Source organism: Hydrogenophaga bisanensis, assembly GCF_042665135.1.
Lineage (GTDB): Bacteria > Pseudomonadota > Gammaproteobacteria > Burkholderiales > Burkholderiaceae_C > Hydrogenophaga > Hydrogenophaga bisanensis.
Map to the genome: position 1 here is coordinate 43586 of NZ_JBHTBX010000010.1, position 22721 is coordinate 66306.

22 protein-coding genes are annotated in these 22721 nt (G+C 63.3%); 13 read left to right on the forward strand and 9 right to left on the reverse strand.

Annotated features, from left to right (window positions below; genetic code table 11):
- Positions 1 to 11: 11 nt before the first annotated feature.
- On the forward strand, positions 12 to 515 hold the full coding sequence (locus ACFQNJ_RS14595) for a MaoC/PaaZ C-terminal domain-containing protein (RefSeq protein WP_382258891.1): 504 nt from the start codon (positions 12 to 14) through the stop codon (positions 513 to 515).
- On the opposite strand, the gene ACFQNJ_RS14600 is transcribed toward ACFQNJ_RS14595, so the two are convergent.
- Positions 503 to 2185: a PHA/PHB synthase family protein gene (locus tag ACFQNJ_RS14600; RefSeq protein ID WP_382258894.1), complete on the reverse strand. Its 1683-nt coding sequence runs from the start codon at positions 2183 to 2185 to the stop codon at positions 503 to 505. The genes ACFQNJ_RS14595 and ACFQNJ_RS14600 overlap by 13 nt on opposite strands.
- A 198-nt stretch (positions 2186 to 2383) precedes the next feature.
- Between ACFQNJ_RS14600 and ACFQNJ_RS14605 the strand changes: the two genes are divergently transcribed.
- Together ACFQNJ_RS14605 and ACFQNJ_RS14610 are read left to right on the forward strand one after the other, a co-directional pair.
- Positions 2384 to 3532 (forward strand): ABC transporter substrate-binding protein, encoded by a 1149-nt coding sequence (locus tag ACFQNJ_RS14605; protein WP_382258896.1) that lies wholly within the window; start codon positions 2384 to 2386, stop codon positions 3530 to 3532.
- Positions 3529 to 3924: a hypothetical protein gene (locus ACFQNJ_RS14610; RefSeq protein ID WP_374639829.1), complete on the forward strand. Its 396-nt coding sequence runs from the start codon at positions 3529 to 3531 to the stop codon at positions 3922 to 3924. Before ACFQNJ_RS14605 ends, ACFQNJ_RS14610 begins: the two co-directional genes overlap by 4 nt.
- Here the strand turns inward: ACFQNJ_RS14610 and ACFQNJ_RS14615 are convergent.
- Genes ACFQNJ_RS14615 through asd form a run of 5 tightly spaced genes read right to left on the reverse strand, consistent with a single transcriptional unit; the run spans position 3905 to position 8293 of the window.
- Positions 3905 to 4507 carry a TetR/AcrR family transcriptional regulator gene (locus tag ACFQNJ_RS14615; protein WP_382258899.1) on the reverse strand — a complete coding sequence of 201 codons (603 nt, stop codon included), beginning with the start codon at positions 4505 to 4507 and terminating at the stop codon, positions 3905 to 3907. The genes ACFQNJ_RS14610 and ACFQNJ_RS14615 overlap by 20 nt on opposite strands.
- A 56-nt stretch (positions 4508 to 4563) precedes the next feature.
- The gene (locus ACFQNJ_RS14620) at positions 4564 to 5769 is read right to left on the reverse strand and encodes an exo-beta-N-acetylmuramidase NamZ family protein (protein ID WP_382258902.1); all 1206 of its coding nucleotides are present in this window, start codon (positions 5767 to 5769) and stop codon (positions 4564 to 4566) included.
- Positions 5770 to 5783: 14 nt separating this feature from the next.
- On the reverse strand, positions 5784 to 6401 hold the full coding sequence (locus tag ACFQNJ_RS14625) for a DOMON-like domain-containing protein (protein ID WP_382258905.1): 618 nt from the start codon (positions 6399 to 6401) through the stop codon (positions 5784 to 5786).
- A gap of 51 nt (positions 6402 to 6452) precedes the next feature.
- Positions 6453 to 7370: a polyphosphate kinase 2 gene (gene ppk2, locus ACFQNJ_RS14630; RefSeq protein ID WP_374639825.1), complete on the reverse strand. Its 918-nt coding sequence runs from the start codon at positions 7368 to 7370 to the stop codon at positions 6453 to 6455.
- A gap of 32 nt (positions 7371 to 7402) precedes the next feature.
- Complete coding sequence (gene asd / locus ACFQNJ_RS14635) at positions 7403 to 8293, reverse strand: archaetidylserine decarboxylase (RefSeq protein ID WP_382258908.1); 891 nt, start codon at positions 8291 to 8293, stop codon at positions 7403 to 7405.
- Positions 8294 to 8350: 57 nt separating this feature from the next.
- Between asd and ACFQNJ_RS14640 the strand changes: the two genes are divergently transcribed.
- Positions 8351 to 10033, forward strand: coding sequence for an aminotransferase class III-fold pyridoxal phosphate-dependent enzyme (locus tag ACFQNJ_RS14640; RefSeq protein ID WP_382258911.1), 1683 nt, complete (start codon positions 8351 to 8353; stop codon positions 10031 to 10033).
- Between the two features lie 39 nt (positions 10034 to 10072).
- On the opposite strand, the gene ACFQNJ_RS14645 is transcribed toward ACFQNJ_RS14640, so the two are convergent.
- Entirely contained in the window at positions 10073 to 10684 is a 612-nt protein-coding gene (locus tag ACFQNJ_RS14645) for a hypothetical protein (protein ID WP_382258914.1), read from the reverse strand.
- Positions 10685 to 10853: 169 nt separating this feature from the next.
- On the opposite strand from ACFQNJ_RS14645, the gene ACFQNJ_RS14650 reads away from it, so the two are divergent.
- From ACFQNJ_RS14650 to ACFQNJ_RS14670, 5 genes are all read left to right on the forward strand, one after another.
- Positions 10854 to 12098: a glycosyltransferase family 4 protein gene (locus ACFQNJ_RS14650; RefSeq protein ID WP_382258917.1), complete on the forward strand. Its 1245-nt coding sequence runs from the start codon at positions 10854 to 10856 to the stop codon at positions 12096 to 12098.
- 65 nt (positions 12099 to 12163) lie between these two features.
- Positions 12164 to 13018 carry a GNAT family N-acetyltransferase gene (locus ACFQNJ_RS14655; RefSeq protein ID WP_382258920.1) on the forward strand — a complete coding sequence of 285 codons (855 nt, stop codon included), beginning with the start codon at positions 12164 to 12166 and terminating at the stop codon, positions 13016 to 13018.
- A gap of 32 nt (positions 13019 to 13050) precedes the next feature.
- Positions 13051 to 13911, forward strand: coding sequence for a UDP-2,3-diacylglucosamine diphosphatase (locus ACFQNJ_RS14660; RefSeq protein ID WP_382259048.1), 861 nt, complete (start codon positions 13051 to 13053; stop codon positions 13909 to 13911).
- Between the two features lie 158 nt (positions 13912 to 14069).
- Positions 14070 to 16127 (forward strand): polyphosphate kinase 1, encoded by a 2058-nt coding sequence (gene ppk1 / locus ACFQNJ_RS14665; protein ID WP_382259050.1) that lies wholly within the window; start codon positions 14070 to 14072, stop codon positions 16125 to 16127.
- 31 nt (positions 16128 to 16158) lie between these two features.
- On the forward strand, positions 16159 to 16641 hold the full coding sequence (locus ACFQNJ_RS14670) for a SixA phosphatase family protein (RefSeq protein WP_382259052.1): 483 nt from the start codon (positions 16159 to 16161) through the stop codon (positions 16639 to 16641).
- Positions 16642 to 16689: 48 nt separating this feature from the next.
- On the opposite strand, the gene ACFQNJ_RS14675 is transcribed toward ACFQNJ_RS14670, so the two are convergent.
- Together ACFQNJ_RS14675 and ppx are read right to left on the reverse strand one after the other, a co-directional pair.
- Entirely contained in the window at positions 16690 to 17172 is a 483-nt protein-coding gene (locus tag ACFQNJ_RS14675) for a hypothetical protein (protein ID WP_382258923.1), read from the reverse strand.
- 80 nt (positions 17173 to 17252) lie between these two features.
- A complete protein-coding gene (gene ppx / locus ACFQNJ_RS14680; RefSeq protein ID WP_382258926.1) occupies positions 17253 to 18737 on the reverse strand; it encodes an exopolyphosphatase in 1485 nt (494 codons plus the stop codon).
- 212 nt (positions 18738 to 18949) lie between these two features.
- Between ppx and pstS the strand changes: the two genes are divergently transcribed.
- The 4 genes from pstS (at position 18950) to pstB (ending at position 22716) form a co-directional block, all read left to right on the forward strand.
- Complete coding sequence (pstS, locus tag ACFQNJ_RS14685) at positions 18950 to 19984, forward strand: phosphate ABC transporter substrate-binding protein PstS (RefSeq protein ID WP_382258929.1); 1035 nt, start codon at positions 18950 to 18952, stop codon at positions 19982 to 19984.
- Between the two features lie 77 nt (positions 19985 to 20061).
- On the forward strand, positions 20062 to 21060 hold the full coding sequence (pstC, locus tag ACFQNJ_RS14690; RefSeq protein WP_382258932.1) for a phosphate ABC transporter permease subunit PstC: 999 nt from the start codon (positions 20062 to 20064) through the stop codon (positions 21058 to 21060).
- A gap of 1 nt (position 21061) precedes the next feature.
- Positions 21062 to 21916: a phosphate ABC transporter permease PstA gene (pstA, locus tag ACFQNJ_RS14695; protein WP_382258935.1), complete on the forward strand. Its 855-nt coding sequence runs from the start codon at positions 21062 to 21064 to the stop codon at positions 21914 to 21916.
- A 26-nt stretch (positions 21917 to 21942) separates the two neighbouring features.
- A complete protein-coding gene (pstB, locus tag ACFQNJ_RS14700; RefSeq protein WP_374639811.1) occupies positions 21943 to 22716 on the forward strand; it encodes a phosphate ABC transporter ATP-binding protein PstB in 774 nt (257 codons plus the stop codon).
- The last annotated feature ends 5 nt before the right edge of the window (positions 22717 to 22721 follow it).

A 22721-nucleotide genomic window follows, 5' to 3' on the forward strand; every position in this document is an offset into this window, starting at 1 on the left:
GGAGTGAATGTATGAGTGACTGGCTGGAAAACCACACGATCGACGAAATTGTGCTCGGACAAAAGGCACGGCTGCTGCGCACCCTCAGGCGCGAGGACATTCTGGCCTTTGCTGCTGTGTCGGGAGACGTGAATCCCGCCCATCTTGACCCCGAGTACGCGGCAGGGACCGTGTTCCATGGTGTCATCGCCCACGGCATGTGGGGTGGCGCGTTGATCTCCGCATTGCTCGGCACCGTCTTTCCTGGACCCGGGACGATCTATCTGGAGCAGCAATTGCGCTTTTCTCGGCCGGTCCACCTGGGCGACACCCTGACGGTGGAGGTCGTGGTCATTGCCATTGACGAGAAGCACCGGCATCTTGACCTGGATTGCCACGTGCGCAATCAGCATGAAGAGGTCGTGATTTCCGGCCTGGCGCGTGTGCTCGCGCCCCGGGACAAGCTCAGGATCCCGAGGCCGCCGCTGCCCGGTCTGCAGGTCACCGACGAAGGGGCGGCAACTCAGTCCGCATAGCGCACGTGGACGTAGTGCCCGGGGGCGGCACCCAATCCGGCACTCGAATCCGGGTGGCGGGGTGCGACCTCAGGGCCGGTTGCCCGTTGTGTCAACCAATCGCTCCAGGCCAGCCACCAGCTGCCCTCGCAGGCGGTGGCCTGCTGCAACCACTGCTCCGGTGTCGGTCGGGCCCCGTCCGAGGCCGTGTCGCCCCAGCGGTAATGCCGATGGGCATGCCCTGGCTCGGAAACGATGCCCGCGTTGTGTCCTCCATTGGTAAGGACGAAGCGAATCGGAACGTCAGCCAGCTGATGGATCTTGAATACGGATCGCCATGGCGAGACATGGTCCTTCTCCGTGCCCACGACGAACAGGGGTGCCCGGATGTCCCGAAGATTCACGGGCCTTCCCTCAAAGCGGTAACGACCGTTGGCCAGCGCGTTGTCCAGGTACATGCGGCGCAGATATTGGCTGTGCATCGTCGCGGGCAGGCGTGTGACGTCTGCATTCCAGGCCATGAGGTCGTTGCCGGCGGTCTCTTCCCCCAGGAGCCAGCGTTGTGTACGTCTGGCCCAGACAAGATCCCTTGCGTGCAGAAACTGGAAGGAGCCGGCCATCTGCCTGCCGGAGAGGAAACCCTGGCTGCCCATCATCGCTTCCAGCATCTTGACCTGGGCCTCGTCGATCAGGACGCCCATCTCCCCGGGCTCTGAAAAGTCCGTTTCTGCTGCCATCAGGGTCAGTCCCGCGAGCGGGGTCACGGGTTGTGGGGGATGTTCGCGCGCCAGCGCAGCCGCCGCCACCGCTGCGAAGGTTCCGCCCAGGCAATAGCCGACGAGGTGAACCGGTTGGCGGCATAGGGCATGTATGAGGGCAAGGGGCTCCAGCACACCTTGACGCACGTAGTCGTCAAAAGTCAGATGGGCATCGGCGGCATCCGGATTTCGCCAGGACACCATGAACACCGTGTGGCCCTGATCCACCAGCCACCGCACCATGGAGTTGTGGGGTGAGAGGTCCAGAATGTAGTACTTCATGATGCATGAAGGCACAATGAATACCGGAGCCGCCTGCACCTTGGATGTGGTGGGTGCGTACTGAATGAGTTCCACCAGGTGATTTCTCAGGACAACCTGGCCCGGCGTGGTGGCCAGTTTGGCGCCTGGCGTCAGTGCCATGTCTTTTGGGGTCGGATCTGCCGTGGCAGCTTCACGCAGATCCTCGAGCGCGAGCAGCCAGCCTTGGTGTAGGCTTCCTCCCAGTGTCTCCATCGCTTTGCCCAGGGCGTGCGGATTGGTGGCCAGCAGGTTGCTCGGTGCGAGCAGGTCCAGCCACTGGCGGGCGTAGAAAGACATCTGTTCCCGGGCATGGTCGGGCATGCCGTCGATTCTGGTGACCTGCTCCCACCACTGCGTGGCTGTTTCATGGGTTCTTGCCATGGTCAACCAGGGCCAGCCATGCCAACGGCGGTCAGAGAAGCGGGTGTCCGTAGGCTCGCGGTCGCGGCCCTCCCAGTGATCAAGCATCAACTGAAATGTCACCGTCATGCATCTCGATTGCTCGGCCGGGGAGCAGGCCAGGGATGTCCACCAGGCTGTCATGGCCTGAATCATGGAAGACGGAGACAGACCTGCCGTCAGCCTGGCCAGTGTCGCCAGGACCGCATCGTCCAAGGAGTCGCTTCGCATCGTCGGGGCAGGTGTGATGGGTTTCACAGAAGTGTGTTCCTCTGGAACGGGTTGAAGGTCTGGGTATCAAAATTCGGACAATCGTCCTTAAAATTTGTACGCTACCGGGTATCGGTTGGTACACTTCTGTACCGGTTTCAATGCCCCTGCCGGAATTTTCGCGGTCCCTTGCGTCAAATTCATTACACAACCCCCATCATGAAGCGCAGACAGTTTCTAGCTCACACTTCCGCATTGGCCGTCGGTGCCTCCTCCGTTGCCTTAATTTCGCACGCTAGTGCGCAAAATAAGGATGATGCTGTGGTGGTCGGGTGCACGGCAGCCCTGAGCGGCCCGTTAGGCTCTCTGGGCATGGGCATGAAGGCGGGTGTCGACGCGGCCTTCAGCCAGATCAACGCACAAGGTGGCGTGAACGGTCGCACCGTGCGCTTTGATGTGCTGGATGACGCCTATGTGCCTGCCCGCAGCGTGGAGAACGTCCGCAAGCTGCTGGGTGACAGCAATGTGGTCGCTCTGATGGGATGTCTGGGCACGCCGAACAACGCCGCCATCACCCCAGTGGTGGAAGAGGCCGGTATCACCCATCTGGCCCCCCTGACCGGTGCCGCCAGCCTGCGCCGGTCGGACTTCCGTCATCTGTTCCATGTGCGTGCCAGTTACACCGACGAGATCCAACGACTGGTGGGCAGTTTGGTCTCCATGGGCATCAAGGATCTGGCCGTGGTGCACCTGGACAACCCCTACGGCCGCGAGGTGCTGGAGGATGCCGTCAAGGCCATGACCCAGGTTGGCATCAAGGCCGTCGCCACCGTGGCGCTGGCCACCGATGGCGCCAACATGGAATCGGTGCTTGCCGCCATCAAGCAGGCCAAACCTTCGGCGGTCCTGCTTGGCACCGCGGGCGCCGCCACGACGGCCCTGGTGGCCGGCTTGCGCAAACAGTCGACGATGTTGCCGATCGCCGGGGTGAGTGCATCGCTGACCCAGGACGGTATCCGCCAGCTGGGTGGACTGGTGCAGGGGGTGGGGTTGACCACGGTGTTCCCGGATCCCTGGCAAGCCAAGCACAAACTGGTGCGTGACTATCAAGCGGCCATGACCGCCATGGGGGCCAGGACCTTCGACTCCGGCAGCCTGGAAGGGTATGTGAACGCGCGCATCATGGTCGAGGCCCTGACCCGCGCAGGCAAGGGTGCTGGGCGCGAGAAGGTGCGGCAGGGCGTCGCTTCGATCCGCAACCTGGATCTGGGTGGCTTCAGTGTCGACTACAGCCCTGCCGCCGGTCGGGTGGGTTCAAAGTATGTTGGCCTCGGCATTCTCGGGGCCGATGGCCGGCTCAAGGTATGAACTGGCGCAGCCTGGGCCGTCGCCGGCCCTTCACACGCCAGTGGTCCGAGCAGGATCAGGTGGAGATCATGGCGGTGCAGGCGCTGGATGAGTTGGCGTCTGACCTGATCCGAAGCTGCGGGCTCGGCACACCTGAGGGCTTGCTGGACTGGCTGGCATCGACCGCCACCTTGCGGGTACGGCACATGGCGAGGACCCTGTACGCTGGCCACCGGCTCTCGGGACGCCTGTCCAGCAGCCGTGAAATCCGCTGCATGGTGGCCAGCTGGCTGTATCCGCAAGTGGCGCTGCGGTTTCCTCAACTGGCCGATTGCGTCTGGTTGGGCAAAGAGGCTCCGTCCCAAGGCAGTGGGACCCGGATTCCCAGGCTGGTCAGGGTAGGTAGTTGCTGATCAGCCGCTGGTAGGAGCGCTGGCAGCGTGCCACCACCTTTCTGTCGTGCAGAAAGGCGTGGACAAACAATACCCCCAGCAGCAGGCTGTGCATTTCGTAAAGGAGGTCGTCCGGGTCCATGTCGGCGCGCAGGTGACCTTCCTGCATGGCCTGGACCACCGTGCGCCGTGTGGTCGACACCCACGACTGCAGGCTGTCCCGGATGGCGGCCACGATGACGGCATCCATAGGGTCGGTGCTGAACGCGGCGGCCTCATGCAAGGCGCCGGCCGTGTGGTCGCTGCTCACAAACCACTGCAGCCAGCGTTCCATGATGGCGTTCAGTCGCGGAAGACCCCTGGGCTGCTTCATGGCAGGCAGGAACACCTCGGCAAAGAAGCGACGACCATATTCTTCGATCACCGCCTGTTGCAGTGCCTCGATGGAACCTACCCGCGAAAAGACGCCACTCTTGGAGATCTGGAGACTGTCCGCAATGCTCCGCATGGAAATCGCGGCGATGCCGCGTGACCGCGCCAATTCCAGCGCTGCGTCGATGATGGCCGCGCGGGTGAGCTCGGATTTACGCGTTTTGGCATCCATGGCTCAGTTTAGCACCCTCGTGCAAAAAACTGTCTGTCGTCCCAAGTCTGGCATTGTCAGTAGAGAAGGTACTGCTGGCGCTCCTCGGACCATGCTTGCTCATCGGTGAGAGCCAGCGTATCGAGATCGCCTGGGCAGGCCTTGGCGTCGTCGACCCACTCGCGCAGCAGGGGGCTCCCGTTGATGAGGTCGATGGCCAGGCGGTCGTGTTCGTACTCGTAGGGAAAATCCCGCCACAGCGGATAGTCGGGCTGCTGCAGGCGCAAGGCCTTGAATGCCAGCGACTGAAGACGCCATGGCATGAAGGCCTGGTGTTGGTAATACCCCGGATCGTCGACATGGATCTGGATACCTGCACACAGCTGACCCACATGTTTGTGGAAGGTCGGCTCGAACCAGCATTCCCGCAGCCGGCAGCCCATCAGCCATTGGGGCGCCAGCCGCTGCATGTCGGCCATCAGGCGGCGAGCGTCGATGTCCGGCGCGCCAAAGAGCTCCAGCGGTCGGGTGGTGCCGCGTCCTTCGGACAAGGTGGTTCCTTCCAGCATGACGGTGCCCGCATAGGCCCGGGCCATCGAGAGGTTGGGTGCGTTGGGGCTGGGGTTGACCCAGCTGCGCTCCAGCAGGGGCCAGCCGAACCCGGGACCTTCGTCTGGCTGCCAGCCTTCCATGCGGATCACCTGGTATTCGAGGTCCAGGCCCAGATGCGCGATAAACCAGTGACCCAGCTCACCCATGGTCATGCCATGGCGCATGGGCATGGGCCCGGCGCCCACAAAGCTCTCCCAGCCCGGGCGCAGCGTCAGACCTTCCACAGGGCGACCCGCCGGGTTGGGGCGGTCCAGCACCCAGACCGCCTTGCCATGCCGGGCGGCGGCTTCCAGCACGTAACGCAGCGTGGTGATGAAGGTGTAGATGCGACAACCCAGGTCTTGCAGGTCCACCAGCAGGACATCGAAGCTGTCCATCATGGCGTCGGTGGGGCGCCGCACTTCGCCGTACAGGCTGAACACGGGGATGCCGTGCCGCGGATCGATGAAGTCAGGGGACTCCACCATGTTGTCCTGCTTGTCGCCGCGCAGCCCGTGCTGGGGGCCGAAGGCGGCGCTCAGTCGGACGTCAGGCAAGGAGGCCAGCGCGTCCAGCGAGTGAGTCAGGTCACGGGTGACAGAGGCCGGGTGAGCCAGCAGGGCCACGCGACGGCCCGCCAGGGGTGCACGCAGTTCAGGAGATTGGAGGAAGCGTTCGATGCCGAAAAGCATGGCAGGTGCAGGCGTCAGGACGGGCGATGTCCGGAAAGTGAAAAGGGAAGGGGAGTCCAAGCCTGTCGGTCGTGAAAGTCAGGCCGATCCTTGGGGTGCGCGAGCGCCCAGTATGACAGGCGGCCGTCCTGGTGCTCGAGCACGGTGGTCAGACCGATCAGGCACGGACCTGGCGCCGGCCACAGCGGTGCGGGAATGAGTGCCAGGACGCGAAGGGTGTCGCTGGTGGCCGAACACGACACAGCCGGGCAGGCGTGGCCGACGGGCACAGAAGCAGACGCACGTACGCGCTCGTCCTCGAAGGCGTAGCTCGCCCACTGGCTGGACGGTGAGAAATTGAACTCCCGGTAGGCGGAAGCCTGGGCCAGTCCCAGAAAGGCCTCTGCGCAGGTGTGTTGCCACAGGCCATCGGTGGCCACCGGATCGGTCGGCGGCGGGACTTTCAGATCGTTCAGATCGCCATGGATCCGGTAGTCGATCAGCAGGGCTGGACCATCCAACGTCCCGGCCAGGGCCAGGCTTGCCATCACCGTGAGGTCGGGGTGCCACGCCGATGCCGGATGGACCTGCAGCGCCAGGGCTGGCGCCGGCAGGGTGGCCAGGTCGGAGGAAGAACGGTCGCGAGGAGTCACAGACCCGTATTCTGGCAGCGTCTGGTCGCAGCCAGTTGAAGCAGTGTCTGCTCAGTAAACCTCGGGCACCACCATCTCCTGGGGCACCGGGTGCCTGAGATAGTCCGGGTTGCGGACACGGGCCGGCAGCACCACCTCGGGCCGTTCGATCTCATGGTAAGGAAACTGCCCCAGCAGGTGATGGATGCAGTTCAGGCGCGCCTTCTTCTTGTCCACGGCCTGGACCACCCACCAGGGGGCTTCCGGGATGTGGGTGCGCTCCAGCATGGTTTCCTTGGCACGGGTGTAATCTTCCCAGCGGCGTCGGCTCTCCAGGTCCATGGGGCTGAGCTTCCACTGCTTGAGCGGGTCGTGGATGCGGCCCAGAAAGCGCAAGTGCTGCTCATCGTCGGTGATGGAGAACCAGTACTTGATCACCTTGATGCCCGATCGGACCAGCATGCGCTCGAACTCGGGCACCGACCGGAAGAACTCCTCGTACTCCTCATCGGTGCAGAAACCCATGACCTTCTCGACCCCAGCCCGGTTGTACCAGCTGCGGTCGAACAGCACCATTTCGCCGGCGGCGGGCAGATGCGGGGCATAGCGCTGGAAGTACCACTGCGTGCGCTCCCGGTCGTTGGGCGCGGGCAGGGCCACCACCCGGCAGACGCGGGGATTCAGGCGCTGGGTGATGCGTTTGATGACACCACCTTTGCCCGCTGCGTCGCGACCCTCGAACAGGATGACCACCTTTTGGCGGGTGGTGGCGATCCAGTCCTGCAGCTTGACGAGCTCACCCTGAAGCTTGAACAACTCACGAAAATAGGCCAGTCGGGCCTGCTTGTGTTCATCGGTCTGTGTGCCGTCGGCATTGCGTTCGTACCCCTGCGGGTCGCGGTCCTCGATCTCCAGCTCCAGTTCTTCGTCGTAGCTGTCGAGCAGATCGCGCTCAATGCGGCGCACCAGTTCGTCGTGTGAAAGGCTCATGGAAACATCCGGTGATGATGGGTGAGCGTAAGTCAGTGCTGTGACAAAGGTGTGTCAGTGCGTCGAGTCATCAGGGGCTGACCCATGCGCACGGTGCTGCCTTCGTCCAGGTGGTTGGCCAGCTCGAAATGCCCGGGCACCAGCAGGATGATGGTTGAGCCATGCTCGAACCAGCCCATTTCCTGGCCCTTGCTCAGGTGTGCTGAGCAGGCGATCGGGTTGGCGCCACGGTAGCGCAGGTGCAGCAGCACGTCTGCAAAGTGCAGGCGGATGCTGGCCACCAGCACGGCGGCCACCGGAACGAGGGTGATGCGGTCTCCGCTGTCGGTCAGCCGCGCTTCGATGACGGCACGCTCGTTGCGGCAGAACAGGCGCTGTACCCGCCGCAAGGCGATCGGGTTCACGTTCCAGGTGTCGCCGCTGATGTATGTCACACGTTTCACGTCCATGTCGTGAGGGGCGTGAAACCGGTGGTACATGCTCGACGTCAGCCGTAGCGTGATGTATCGGAAGTCGGCATGCTCGCGGGCCAGCGCCGGGTCCCCCAGCAGCTCCTCCAGGCGGTAGGGCATGCCCTTGGCCTGCAGCGCCAGCGTGTCTTGCAGCCGCCCGTGGGCACCCACAATGGCGTCACAGGGGCTCGCCAGAATTTCAGGGGTCTGGTCGATGGGTCGGGCTCCGGGTTTGAGTTCGCGGATGAAGCAGTCGCGCAAGCTCTCGAAGTGCTGCTGACGGGCTTCATCCAGGTCGAGCTCCGTGAACAGGCGCCAGACGCGGATGCTGAGTCGTGTGAGCCAGGGACTGCGAATCCGGCTGTACCAGCCCATGACGTGGGTGAGCAGGATTCGGGGGATGCGGTTGGTGAGCAGGAAGTTCAGGTCTTCCTGAAGAAGCAGTCGGTCGCGGAGCTGTTGGAGTTTCATCGTGGTGTCAAAGCCGGTGCGTACAACTTTCACACCGCCACTTGAAACCTCGATGACATGACCCCTCCTGAGATCACTTTCACCGCAGTGGCCGCCGCAGCGGCCCTGCTGGTGGGGCTGCCGGCAGCAAGGCGACGCGTGCTGCTCTCGCTGGGCAAACACCCGTCGCTGACCGGCCACTCCCGCATGGCCAAGCGTCTGGGGCGCTGGATTCCGGCCTACCACTACGGCGAAGAAGAGTTTTTCGGGGTGGATGAAGCACCCGCCGAGGTCCAGCAGCAACGCCGCGCTGGCTTCATGGCGTTGGGGCAACGTCTGAAGGCCCGCAGCACGCGCACCCTGGACCTGACTGCCGCCGCCCGTGCGGGACTGTCGGACCTGCAACTGACGGGCCGCTACCGGGTGCCGTTCCAGTTCAGTCCTCATGTCATGAAGCACCTGCCTGTCGGCGCCTTCTGGTCGGAGGCGACAGGCAATGAACTGATCGATCTGGACGGCAACCGCTACCTGGATCTGACCGGTTCCTATGGCGTCAACCTGCTGGGGGTGGATGCCTACAAGGCGCTGATCGCTCAAGGCAGCCACATGGGTGAGCAACTGGGACCTGTTCTGGGGGGATACCACCCCTGCGTCGCAGACAACGTGGCCAGGCTGCAGGCGATCTCCGGTCTGGATGAGGTGAGCTTTCACATGTCTGGCACCGAGGCCGTCATGCAGGCAGTCCGTCTGGCCCGCTACCACACGGGCAAACGCTATCTGGTCAGGTTCTCGGGCGCTTATCACGGCTGGTGGGAAGACGTGCAGCCGGGTCCCGGCAACCCCCTGCCACCCCGGGAGACCTACACCCTGCGAGACATGGATGACCGGGCCCTGCGCGTGCTGCGCAGCCGCAAGGACATCGCCTGTGTACTGGTGAATCCCTTGCAGGCGCTTCACCCCAACCGCAATGCACCGGGGGACTCCACGCTGGTGAACGGAAGCCGGTCCGCAGGCTTTGACCGCCAGGCGTACGCCGACTGGCTGGCGCGCCTGCGCCGCGTATGCGATGAGACCGGCATCGTCCTGATCCTGGATGAGGTCTTTGTGGGATTTCGTCTCGCGCCCGGTGGGGCTCAGCAGTATTTCGGGGTTCAGGCGGACATGGTCTGCTACGGCAAGACCCTGGGCGGCGGGCTTCCCGTGGGCGTGGTCTGTGGCAAGCGGGATCTGATGCGCCGTTTCGATCCGCAGCGCCCTGCCGATCTGTGCTTTGCCCGCGGCACCTTCAATGCCCATCCTTATGTGATGGGGGCGATGAATGCGTTCCTGCAAGCCTTGCACAGCCCGGAGGTTCAGGCGATGTACGAGGGGATGGACGAACGCTGGTCATCTCATGCCCGACGTTTCAACGAGGCGCTGGCGAATGCCGAGTACCCGGTGCGGGTGGAGGCGCTGTCGACGATCTGGACGCTGACCTACACACAGGCGGGTCGCTACCACTGGATGCTGCAGTACTACCTGCGAGACGCCGGCCTGGCACTGAGTTGGGTGGGAACCGGACGGATCGTGTTCAACCTCAGCTACACCGACCAGGAGATGGAGGTGGTGTTGCAACGCCTGCTGTCCGCATGCGAGGCCATGCGTCGGGATGGCTGGTGGTGGCAGGGTGCTGCGCTTGACCGGGGGCGCATCGCGAGGCAGGTGCTCGGGGAGATGGTCTTGGCCCGGCTGGGTTTGAGGCCACGACAGATGGAGTCCTGAGTCGCGGCCCAAGGGCCGCGACCGCCCTGGAGGGCTAAATCAATGGGCGCGATGCCCGGGGTCCATCCATTCGCCCCGCAGCAGATGCAAGGGGGCCTTGTGATAGAGCTTGATGTCGTGGAAAGGGTCGGTGAGGATCTTGGTGACCCAGGCCAGACCGGCGACGACACCCTGGGTCACGAAAAGCTGAAGCATCCGGAACACCAGGCCGGCCACCCCCACCATGAACCAGAGCAAGCCCACGTTGTGGACAAAGCCCTGCCAGTCCTGATGAGGTTCGAGCAAGCCGAAGAGGGCCGGTTCCTGCACCAGCAGCAGCGGAGACAAGGCCCAGATGGCCATCAGCACCACCTTGCGCTGCAGGTTGTAGCCCACCTTGATGGCTTCCTTGTGTTCGTGCGTGGCCTGGTTGATCTCGTCATAGCCCTTGGGTTCGAAGAAGAAGTGCCCTGCCTGGCGTGTGACCATCGACACCAGCCAGGCAATCAGCGCGGCGGTGGCCGGGTCGGAAAACACCATCGCATAGGCCACCAGGAAGCTGATGGCGCTGATCAGATGCAATGACTGGTTGACACGGCTGTGGTGGTAATAGCGGTGATCGTCCCAGCGTTGAATGCGCAGTGTTTCCAGAAATGCGTTCACGTTGTTCATCCTTGCTTGAGGTAAATGACGGCACAAGATGTCCCGGACCGGGACGGCGGCATCTTGGTGGGCGCCGGTGAAAGCCCTGTGACAGGTCTTCAACCTGTCATGAGGCCGCAGAAGCTCGATGTTGGGGTGCTGTCACATGCCTGTTATGCGCATGCATGAGCATGCGGTCATGGAACACCCTGACCAGCCAGCACTTGAAATGACCCACCTGCTGCCGACCCATCGCAGTCTGCGCCTGGCGGTGGTGACAGAAACCTATCCTCCGGAGGTCAATGGGGTGGCGGTGACGGTGGCACGGCTGATCGAGGGCCTGCTGTTGCGTGGGCATGAGATTGACCTGGTGCGACCGAGGCAGGCCTTGCGCGGGCCGCAAGGCACGGCCGTGGAAGGTCTGCAGGAGTTGCTGATGCGAGGCATGCCGATCCCGCGCTACCCGCAACTGCGCATGGGCCTGCCCGCCAAAGCCGCCTTGGTCTCGCAGTGGCAGAGGCGTCGACCCGATCTGGTCCATGTGGCCACCGAGGGACCTCTGGGCTGGTCTGCGGTGCAGGCGGCCCGCAAGCTGCGTCTGCCGGTGAGTGCGGATTTCAGGACCAATTTCCACGCGTACAGCCGTCATTACGGACTGGGATGGCTGAACAAGACCATCCTGACCTATCTGCGCAAGTTTCACAACCGGGCCGATCTGACCCTGGTGCCCACCGAGACCCTGCGCAAGGAGCTGGCTGCCATGGGATTCGAGCGCTTGAGCGTGGTGGGTCGGGGGGTGGACACCCAGCGCTTCGACCCCGCACTGAGAAGCCCGCTGGTGCGAGCCCGTTGGGGGGTCGCCGTCGATGACCCGGTGGTGCTGTATGTGGGACGTCTGGCCGCCGAGAAAAACCTCGACTTGCTGATCCGCGCTTACCAGGCCATGAAGCAGCGGCGCAAGAGCCTGCGCCTGGTCGTGATTGGCGAAGGCCCCATGGCGGATGACCTCGCCAACCAATGTCCCGATGCCTTGCTGCTGGGTGTTCAGGGTGGGCTTGAACTCGCACAGAGCTACGCCAGCGCCGACATCTTCCTGTTTCCCAGTCGAACGGAAACCTATGGCAATGTGACCGCCGAGGCGCTGGCCAGCGGCCTGGCGGTGGTGGCGTTCGACTACGCAGCGGCTCGGGAACTGATCATCAACGGCCACAACGGATGGACATCGGGTCTGCAGGACGAGGAGGGCTTTGTGCGTCGGGCGTGCGAGGTGCTGGAGGCATGGCATCCGGGGCACCCCATGCGGATGAATGCCCGTCGCACCATGCTGTCCAGAGACTGGTCGGGCATCGTGGAACAAATGGAGGAGCGCTGGCGGACATTGACCGCTGCGACACAGCAGTTACGCACACATGACGGGAAACTGGGTGTCATGAAGACTTCATGAGAATGCCGCCGCAGTGTCATCACTTCTTTCAACAATGACACCAGTCCGTGAAAGAGGAGTGAACCATGAAAGAACTGCCGACGCCCACCATCGATCTGTCACCGGCCCACCTTCCCCGGGGGTCGCTTCATCCGGCTGGCCCACTGGTGGCCCGGCAGATGGTGGCAAGCACGGCCGCCGCGTCGGGCATTGCGGTGAGCTGGGCCAGGCATCTGGACGAGGTCCGGGAGGCGCAACGTCTGCGGTATGCCGTGTTCGCGGGCGAGATGGGCGCCATCCTGCCCAACACCGTGCCCGGTCACGACGTCGATCTGTTCGATGACTATTGCGAGCACCTGCTGGTCAGGGATGTCGCGACCGCAGAAGTTATTGGCACCTACCGCGTGCTGACACCGGAACAGGCACGCCGTGTGGGATGCACCTACAGCGATACCGAATTCGACCTGACCCGACTGCGTTCGATCCGTGACCGGATGGTGGAGCTGGGCCGCAGCTGTGTGCACCCGGACCACCGGCATGGGGGGGTGATCATGGCCCTCTGGGGCGCGCTGGCCGAATTCATGGTCCGCAACCGCTTGGACACGATGATCGGTTGTGCCAGCATTCCAATGACCCATCAGGGCCCGCACGGCATGGTCGGCGGTGGCCATGCTGCCGCCAGCATCTGGCGTCAGGTGCGCGAAAAGCACCTCGCGTCCATCGAGTTTCATGTGCGACCACGCCTGCCTTTGCCGGTCGAAGAGCTGGACGCGAGTCTCGACGTCGAGCCGCCTGCGCTGATCAAGGGGTATCTGCGTCTGGGCGCCAAGGTGCTGGGCGCGCCGGCCTGGGATCCGGACTTCAATGCCGCAGACCTGCCGATGATGATGCGCCTGGCCGACCTGCCATCGCGCTACCGGAAGCACTTCCTGGGGGCCTGATGAGGACGCCCTTCGGAGTCGATGGTCTTCCGATGGATGACCGGCAGGAAGTCGGCGATGCGGACGCTGATGACAAACTCCCGGATGAGGTGGAACCCAAGTCTCGCTGGCGCACGGTCTTCATCTCCGACATCCACTTGGGTACGCCGGGGTGTCAGGCGCAGGCGTTGCTGGACTTCCTGCGAGCCAACCCTTCTGACCGGCTGTATCTGGTGGGTGACATCATCGATGGCTGGCAGCTGCGCCGCCGCTGGTTCTGGCCTCAAGCCCACAACGATGTCGTGCAGAAGCTGCTGCGCCGGGCACGCAAGGGCTGCCGCGTGGTGTTTGTTCCGGGTAACCATGATGAGTTTGCCCGTCACTTCCTGGGGCACAGCTTTGGGGGCATCGAGGTGGCGGCCGAGGCTTTGCACCTGACTGCTGACGGCCGCAGGCTGTGGGTCATGCACGGCGATCATTTTGATGGGGTGATCCAGTACGCCAAGTGGCTGGCGTATCTGGGCGACACGCTCTACGAGTTCACCCTGCGCCTGAACCGGCATCTCAATTCGCTTCGAGCACGCCTTGGGCTGCCTTACTGGTCCTTGTCCCAGTATCTCAAGCACAAGGTCAAGACCGCCGTGAACTTCGTCTCCGATTTCGAGCGCGCTGTCGCTCAGGAGGCACGGTCTCGCGGATACGACGGTGTCGTCTGCGGACACATCCACCGCCCGGAAATGCGTACCATTGATGGCACGCTGTATTGCAACGATGGCGACTGGGTGGAAAGCCTGTCGGCCCTGGTGGAGCATCAGGACGGTCGGCTGGAGCTGATCCACTGGGCGGGCAGGCAGGGAGGTTTGCCTGTGGCGGCGGCACCGACGCCTGTGGCCGAGGTGGGTGCGACTGCCTGATCCGCCACGGTGCCGTGACAGCGGTGTGCATGTCGTGTCATCAATCTGACACGGTATCGTCTGAAAATAGTCATATTGACATGCTTCGCGGAGAAGAGCCCTTGCCACGCACGAGTGCCAGCACCACCAGCCACCGGGTCACCCACCAGCGGCCGCCCATGACTTTCCTGGATCGCGATCACAGCATCCTGGCCTTCAACGAAAGGGTGCTGGACTGGGCTCGCCGTGTCGATGTCCCCCTGCTCGAGAGGCTGCGCTATCTGAGCATCGTCTCGTCCAACCTCGACGAGTTTTTTGAGGTGCGCATGGCGCCCCAGGTCAGCGCCCGCAAGACCAACGAACAGCGGGGACTGTGCACGGTCGATACCTACCTCGGCATCTCCGAGAAGGTCCACCAGCTGGTGTCAGAGCAGTACCGCATCTACAACGATCAGCTGATGCCTTTGCTGGAGAAGAAGGGTATCCGGGTGGTGGCGCATGCCGATCGCAGTCCTGCACAGAGGCGGTGGGTCAAGGATTACTTCGTCCGCAATGTTCAGCCCCTGCTGATGCCGGTGGGTCTGGATCCAGCCCACCCGTTTCCCCAGGTGGCCAACAAATCCCTGAACTTCATCGTCCGTCTCTCGGGCAAGGATGCCTTCGGTCGCGAGAACGAGATCGCCATCGTCAAGGTCCCGCGCATCCTGCCGCGCTATGTGCGTTTGCCGGTGGCCAAGGGATCGCGGCAGCAGCACTTCGTCTCCATCTCCAGCCTGATCCGTTCGCACCTGGCCGATCTGTTTCCGGGTCGCCAGGTGACCGAGTTCTCGCAGTTCCGGGTGACCCGCCACTCCGACCTGGCGGTGGACGAGGAAGAGGTCAAGAACCTGCGCACCGCGCTGCGCAAGGGTTTGCAGCAGCGCCACTATGGCGAGGCGCTGCGCCTGGAAGTTTCTGCCGGTTGCTCCGAGCACCTGGCCAACTTCCTGCTCAGCCAGTTTGCGCTACCCTCCGAAGCGCTCTACCGGGTGGCGGGGCCCGTCAACCTGGTGAGGCTCAACCAGCTGATCGATCAGGTGGACATGCCCAGCCTGAGGTTCGAGCGTTACAGTGCCGGCTGGCCCGTCCAATTGACACCTGGGCAGTCGTTTTTCGAGCGGCTGCAGCAGGGCGACGTCCTGATCCACCAGCCTTACGAGAGCTTCGATGCGGTGCTGGCTTTCCTGAGGGAGGCGGTCGAGGACCCGGATGTGCTGGCCATCAAGCAGACCATCTACCGCACCGGCGCCAAGTCGGAGCTCATGGAGCTGCTTCGCGAAGCCGTCCGGCGAGGCAAGGAGGTCACCGCGGTGGTGGAGCTCAAGGCACGGTTTGATGAAGAAGCCAACATCAGCTATGCCGAGCGTCTGGAGTCGGTCGGTGCCCAGGTGGTCTATGGTGTGGTGGGTCTGAAGACACACGCCAAGATGCTGCTGATCACCCGGCGAGAAGACGGGCAACTCAAGCGCTACGCGCACCTGTCGACCGGCAACTACAACCCAGGGACGGCTCGCCTTTATACCGATCTGAGCTACCTCACCGCCGATGAGGCGCTGACAGCCGATCTCGATCAGGTCTTCCTGCACCTGGCCAGTCAGAACCGGCTGCCGCGTCTGAACAAGGTGCTGATGGCGCCTTTCCACCTGCACAAGGCCATGATCGAACGCCTGGATGCGGCGGGTGCCGCGGCGTCCAAAGGCAAGGACGTGCGGGTCGTGCTCAAGATGAATGCGCTGACCGACGAAGCCCTGTGCCGCGCCTTGGCGCAGGCCTCGCAGGCCGGGGTCCGGGTGGAGGTGATCGTCCGCGGCGCCTGCATCTTGCCCGCCCAGGTGCCCCAGCTGACGGACAACATTCGGGTCCGATCCGTCATCGGCAGGCTGCTGGAGCACTCACGCGTCTTCTATTTCAAGGTGGGCGAAGTCGAGGAGCTCTGGCTGTCCAGTGCCGACTGGATGAACCGCAACATGCTGCGCCGCATCGAACTGGCCTGGCCGGTCACCGATCCGTCACTGAGACAGCGCATCATCGAGGAGTGTCTGGACTGCTACCTCACCGACAACCGGGATGCCTGGCTGTTGCAGGCCGATGGCACCTATGTACCGGCGCTCAGGCTGAGCTCGGGAACCCGAGCCAAGGCTGCCGAGCCGGTGTCCGCACAGGCCCTGCTGATGGCGCGCTACGGCGGCAAGGGCTAGGCGCACCATGACCACGCCCGAGGACTGCACCATGGACCTGATCCTGTGGCGCCATGCGGAAGCTCAGGAACATCCCGACGGGGTTGAAGGACGTCAGGGGGATGAAAAGGATATGGCCAGGCGCCTGACGCCGAAAGGTGAGAAACAGGCCTTGCGCATGGCCCGCTGGCTGGACCGCCAGTTGCCGCAGGGCACCCGCATCTTTGTCAGCCCGGCGCAGCGCACCGAGCAAACGGCGGCGGCCCTGGGGCGCAAGGTTCGCATTGCTCCCGTGCTGGCACCCGAAGGCGACCCTGCGGCTTTGCTGGAACTCGCGCAATGGCCGAACGGCCGTTCACCGTGCCTCATCGTCGGCCACCAGCCGACTTTGGGGCAGGTGGTGGCCCGTCTGCTGAACCTCCGGCAGGAGGACTGCGCCATCAGAAAGGGCGCCGTCTGGTGGCTCAGACACCGGCAGCGCGACGGCCAATCGCAGACGGTGATCCTGACCGTGCAGACGCCCGAACTGCTCTGAGCCGCCCCGATGGGGCCTGACAGGGCAGAGCGGGGACGTTTCTTTTCCTCAGGCTGCGGCGGTGTCGGCGGGTGTGGCTGCAGGCGATGCGGCTTTGGCGGGAGCTGCTTTCCTGGTTGCCGCCTTGCGGGCCGGCGCCACCTGGGCCGTCTTATTGGCTGCAGGTGCCTTGGCGGTGGTCACTGGGGCTTTGACGGGCGTTTCCTTCTTGACCGATGGGCGGCGAGCGACTGGCGCAGCGGACGCCTTACCCACCGTGGGGGCAATTGCTGCCTTGACGGCCTGGGTCTTCTCCGCCACCGGGCGGCCGGTCTTGAGCGAAGGCACCGCCGCAATGGCCGCCTTGAAGGCGGCTTCGTCGGCCTTGACCAGCAGCATCAGGCCGGCGCGCAGCAACTCGCTTTTCTTGACCGACGTCCCTTGGGCAATGGCACGGGTCTTGAGTGCCTCAATCGCGGCGTATTCGCTCTTGGGAATGGTGAAACTGTCACGGACCAGCTTGGGTTTGCGGGCTTTTTCCTCTGTGCTCATGGCAACTCCTTGTTAACGATATAAACAGTATATACCGTTAGACTTGGTCTGGTCCCGGAGAACAGCCACCCACAACCTGGTCAGCGGATGTCGGCGCTGAACTTCCAGTCGGTCTTTTGCCAGGCCAAGGCCTCTTCGCTCAGCAGCCAGGCCGACTGCGGGTAGCGTTTGGCCCAGCCCGGTGTCGTGGTTACCTTGAACGTCCCGGACTTGAACGCCAGGCGGACCGCCTCGTACTCGGGCGTCTGGCGCGCGTGGCACAGGATGACCGCCAGGCGCAGGCAAACCAGCTGCTTGGCAAACAGCTCGTCGTTCAGGGACGACTCCATTTTTTTCAGCTTCCCGCGTTGCCCCAGCACCAGTTGGCTCATCCGGTGCAGCTCGGGAATTGAAAATCCAGGCGCATCAACGTTGTCCAGGATGTAGGCCCCGTGGTGATAGGAGCGGTCGTGCGAAATGTGGGTGCCGATTTCGTGCAGGCGCGCTGCCCAGGCCAGCTTCTGTGAGTAGCGGCCGCTCTGGGGATCCTCTGCGGCAATCTGGGCGAAGAGGGCGGTGGCCACGTCACTGACCCGCTTGGCCTGGCCTTCGTCGATCGAAAAACGCTCGGCCAGCCAGCGCACCGTGCGCTCACGCACGTCGGTGTCGTCACTCTGTCGGTCGATCAGGTCAAAAAGCGCGCCCTGGCGCAGAGCGCCCTGGGCCGGAATCATCTGCTGGATATCGAACAGGTCGAAGATGGCCCTCAGCACGCTCACGCCACCCCCGAGCACCGGCCGGCGATCGTCCTTGAGGCCGTCGATGCGAAGCTGGTCAAGGTTGCCCGCCTTGATCAGGCGATCCACCAGCCAGTCCAGACCTGAACGGGTCACGACACCGGATGCCCAGCCATTGGCCGCCAGCATGTCCGCCACGGCACTGACGGTACCCGACGATCCATAAGCGACCGTCCACTCGGTCGGCGGAAAGGTGTCCAGTGCTTCATCCAGCACCGCCTTGGCGGCGATCTCCGCCGTTTTGAAGGCGGCGGCCGTGAATTGCCCCCTCGCAAAATACTTGGTTGACCAGGCCACGCTGCCCAGACGGTAGGACTCCATCCGGCGGGCCTCGTAGTTCTGGCCCAGGATCATCTCGGTCGATCGGCCACCAATGTCGACCACCAGCCGCTTCTCGTCGGATTGGGGCAGCAGGTGGGAAACGCCCTGATAGATCAGGCGTGCCTCTTCCTGGCCGGAGATGACTTCGATGGGAAACCCCAGGATGGCCTGGGCCTCGCGAAGGAAGTCGTCGCGGTTGCGCGCCTCTCGCAGGGTCTGGGTGGCGACCGCGCGCACCTGCTGCTTCTTGAAGCCATGCAGGCGTTCGCCAAAACGGGCCAGGCACTCCCAGCCGCGCTGCATCGCCGCCTGGCTCAGCACCTTGTTGTCGTCCAATCCGCCGCCCTGACGCACGGCTTCCTTGATGTATTCGATCCGTTCAATATGACCGGAGTGATAGCGGCCAATTTCCAGCCTGAAACTGTTGGAGCCGAGGTCAACTGCGGCCAGGAGGGTTCCGTTCTGCATGGGGTCCTTGTGGGGCCCGGCGCACTTCAGCCGGGGAAATCTAGCGTCAGCAAGGGGGTAATTGTCTCCGATCGGGGCCGGCGTCGTGTCTGTCCGAGGTGAACGCGTCATCCCGGGTCTTTATGACAAATGTGTCTTGTCACAAAGATGTCACAGAGCATCCCTAGAGTTCAATCCGTCAACCAGTTTTTCCCCAACCAAGAGGACAACCGATGAACTCCAAGCGTACCTTGCTCAAGACCGTTGCCGCCGCCGCCCTGGCCACCATGGCGATGGGCACCGCCATTGCCGCCGACATCACCGGCGCCGGCGCCACCTTCCCGTTCCCGATCTACGCCAAGTGGGCCGAGGCTTACAAGAAGGAAACCGGCACGGGCCTGAACTACCAGTCGATTGGCTCGTCCGGCGGCATCCGCCAGATCCGCGCCAAGACGGTGGCCTTCGGTGCCACCGATGCGCCTGTGTCGGGTGCTGATCTCGACAAAGACGGCATGGTGCAGTTCCCCGCCATCATTGGCGGCACGGTGCCGGTCATCAACCTCGATGGATTCAACAAAGGTGAACTGCGCGTGACCGGTCCGGTGCTGGCCGAGATGTTCCTGGGCAAGATCAGCAAGTGGAACGACCCCAAGCTGGCCGCCCTGAACCCGGGCAAGAACCTGCCGGACCAGCAGATCACCGTGGTCCACCGCGCTGACGGCTCGGGCACGACCTTCAACTGGACCGACTACCTGTCGGCGGTCAGCAAGGACTGGGCCGACACCGTGGGCAAGGGCGCAGCGGTGAAGTGGCCAGCACCCACCTCGGTCGGTGGCAAGGGCAACGAGGGTGTGGCCGCCAACGTGACCCGCATCAAGGGTTCGCTGGGCTACGTGGAGTATGCCTACGCCAAGAAGAACAACATGAACGTGATGGCCCTGCAGAACAAGGACGGCAAGTACGTCATGCCGGACGACAAGACCTTTGCCGCCGCTGCCGCTGGCGTGAACTGGTTCAGTGTCCCGGGCATGGGCGTCTCCATGGTGAATGCCGCCGGTGCCGACAGCTGGCCGGTGTCCACCGCCTCGTTCATCCTGATGTACAAGGAACCGGCCAACAAGGCCGAGAGCGCCGAGGTGCTGAAGTTCTTCGACTGGGCTTTCAAGAACGGCAAGCAACTGGCTGTCGATCTGGACTACGTGCCGCTGCCGGACAGCGTGACCGCCGATATCCGCAGCAAGGTCTGGTCGCAGATCAACAACAAGTGATCCTCTGAGGACAAAGGCGCCCGGATGGCACGACAGGCCAACGGGCGCTTTTTCAGATTCCGCAGACCGGAGCTTTCATGAACCTGGATACCCCCATGAGCGCCACCCCAGATCGCGCCGAGACCGGCAGTCCGCAGATGATCCAGATTGCCCGCCGGCAACAGATCCAGGACGCCATCTTCCACCGCCTCACCCAGGGCTTTTCCCTGCTGGTGTTGCTGGCCCTGATGGGCATCATCGTTTCTCTCTTCATCAATGCCTGGCCCACTTTCCAGAAGTTTGGCGTGCAGTTCATCTGGCATGTCGAGTGGGACATCATCAATGAGGATTTCGGTGCCGCGATCGCCATCGTCGGTACCCTGGCCAGTGCGGCCATTGCGCTGCTGATTGCCGTGCCGCTGGCTTTTGGCATCGCGCTGTTCCTGACGGAAACCTGCCCGGTGTGGCTGCGTCGCCCGCTCGGAACGGCCATCGAACTGCTGGCGGCCGTGCCTTCCATCATCTACGGCATGTTCGGCCTCTTCGTCTTTGCGCCCCTGTTTGCCGACTACATGCAGGTGCCCCTGCAGAAGGTCCTCGGCGGTCTCCCGCTGGTGGGCTTTCTGTTCGGTGGCGCCACCAACGGCCTGGGCATCATGGCGGCGGGCATCATCCTGGCCTTCATGGTCCTGCCGTTCATCGCGTCCGTCATGCGCGACGTGTTCGAGATCGTCCCGCCCATCCTGCGCGAGTCCGCCTACGGCCTGGGCTGCACCACCTGGGAGGTGGTGCGTCGTGTGGTGCTCCCCTACACGCAGAAGGGTGTGGTCGGTGGCGTCATGCTCGGTCTGGGCCGGGCCCTTGGCGAAACCATGGCGGTGACCTTCGTGATCGGCAACGCCAATCGCATGCCCACCTCGCTGTTTTCGCCCGGCACGTCCATCGCGTCGACGCTGGCCAATGAGTTTGCCGAGGCGGCCGACTTCCACCTCTCGACGCTGTTTGCACTGGGCTTCCTGCTGTTCGTGATCACCTTCGTGGTGCTGACCGCTGCCAAGATCATGATCAACCGTGCCGAGAAAGCCAAAGGGATCTGACATGGACTTCAATCATCAACTCTATCGTCGCCGCCAGCGTGCCAACGCGGTCGGTCTGACGCTGTCCATGGGCGCCATGGTGCTTGGCCTGGTGGTGCTGCTCTGGATTCTGGTCGTGCTGTTCAAGAACGGCCTGTCGGCGGTGGACTGGAACATGTTCAGCCAGGACACCCCGGCACCCGGCACCGAGGGAGGCGGATTGCGCAACGCGATCGTCGGCAGCCTGATGATGGTCGGTCTGACGGTGCTGGTTGCCACACCCATCGGGATTCTGGCGGGTGTCTACCTGAGCGAGTACGGTGACGAGAGCAAGACCGCCAGCCTGACCCGATTCGTCACTGACATCATGCTGTCAGCGCCGTCCATCGTGCTGGGTCTCTTTGTCTACGCCATCGCGGTGGCCACGGTCGGCAACTTCTCGGGCTATGCCGGCAGTCTGGCCCTGTCCCTGATCGCCGTGCCCGTGGTGGTGCGTACCACCGAAAACATGCTGCGTCTGGTGCCTGGCAGCCTGCGCGAGGCGGCCTTTGCGCTGGGTGCGCCCCGCTGGAAGGTTGCCACCATGGTGACCCTGCGGGCCGCCAAGAGCGGCGTGATCACCGGTGTGCTGCTGGCCATTGCCCGCATCAGCGGCGAGACGGCGCCTCTGCTGTTCACCGCGCTGAACAACCAGTTCTTCAGCACCGACATGGGCAAGCCCATGGCCAACCTGCCCGTGGTGATCTTCCAGTTCGCCATGAGCCCGTATGACAACTGGATCCGTCTGGCCTGGGGTGGCGCGCTGCTGATCACGCTGGCCGTCCTGGTCCTGAACATCCTGGCGCGCGTGGTCTTCCGAGAGAAGGTCGCCCGCTGATACGAATGCCGAAACAGGTGAATCACATGACAACCGCCACCCTCGAGAAAAACGCGCTGGAAGTGCGCAACCTCAACTTCTACTACGGCAAGTTCCAGGGCCTGAAGAACGTGTCAATGGACATCGCCGAGAACAAGGTCACGGCCTTCATCGGACCATCGGGCTGCGGCAAGTCCACGCTGCTGCGCACGCTCAACCGCATGTACAGCCTGTACCCCGGGCAACGCGCCGAAGGGCAGATCAACTTCTATGGTCAGAACATCCTGGATGCCAAGCAGGACCTGAACCTGCTGCGCGCCCGCATCGGCATGGTGTTCCAGAAGCCGACACCCTTCCCGATGTCGATCTATGACAACATCGCCTTTGGCGTCAAGCTCTATGAGAACCTGAGCAAGGACGAGATGGACGACCGTGTAGAGTGGGCCCTGACCAAGGCCGCCTTGTGGGGCGAGGTCAAGGACAAGCTGCACCAGAGCGGCCTGTCGCTGTCCGGGGGACAGCAACAGCGCCTGTGCATTGCGCGCAGCGTCGCGGTCAAGCCATCGGTCCTGTTGCTGGACGAGCCGACCTCCGCACTGGATCCGATCTCCACCGGCAAGGTGGAGGAACTGGTGCACGAGCTCAAGAAGGACTACACCATCGCCATCGTGACACACAACATGCAGCAGGCCGCCCGCTGCAGCGACTTCACCGCCTACATGTACCTGGGCGAGCTGATCGAGTTCGGCGAGACCGAGCAGATCTTCTTCAAACCCAAGCGCACCGAAACCGAAGACTACATCACCGGCCGCTTCGGCTGATCAGG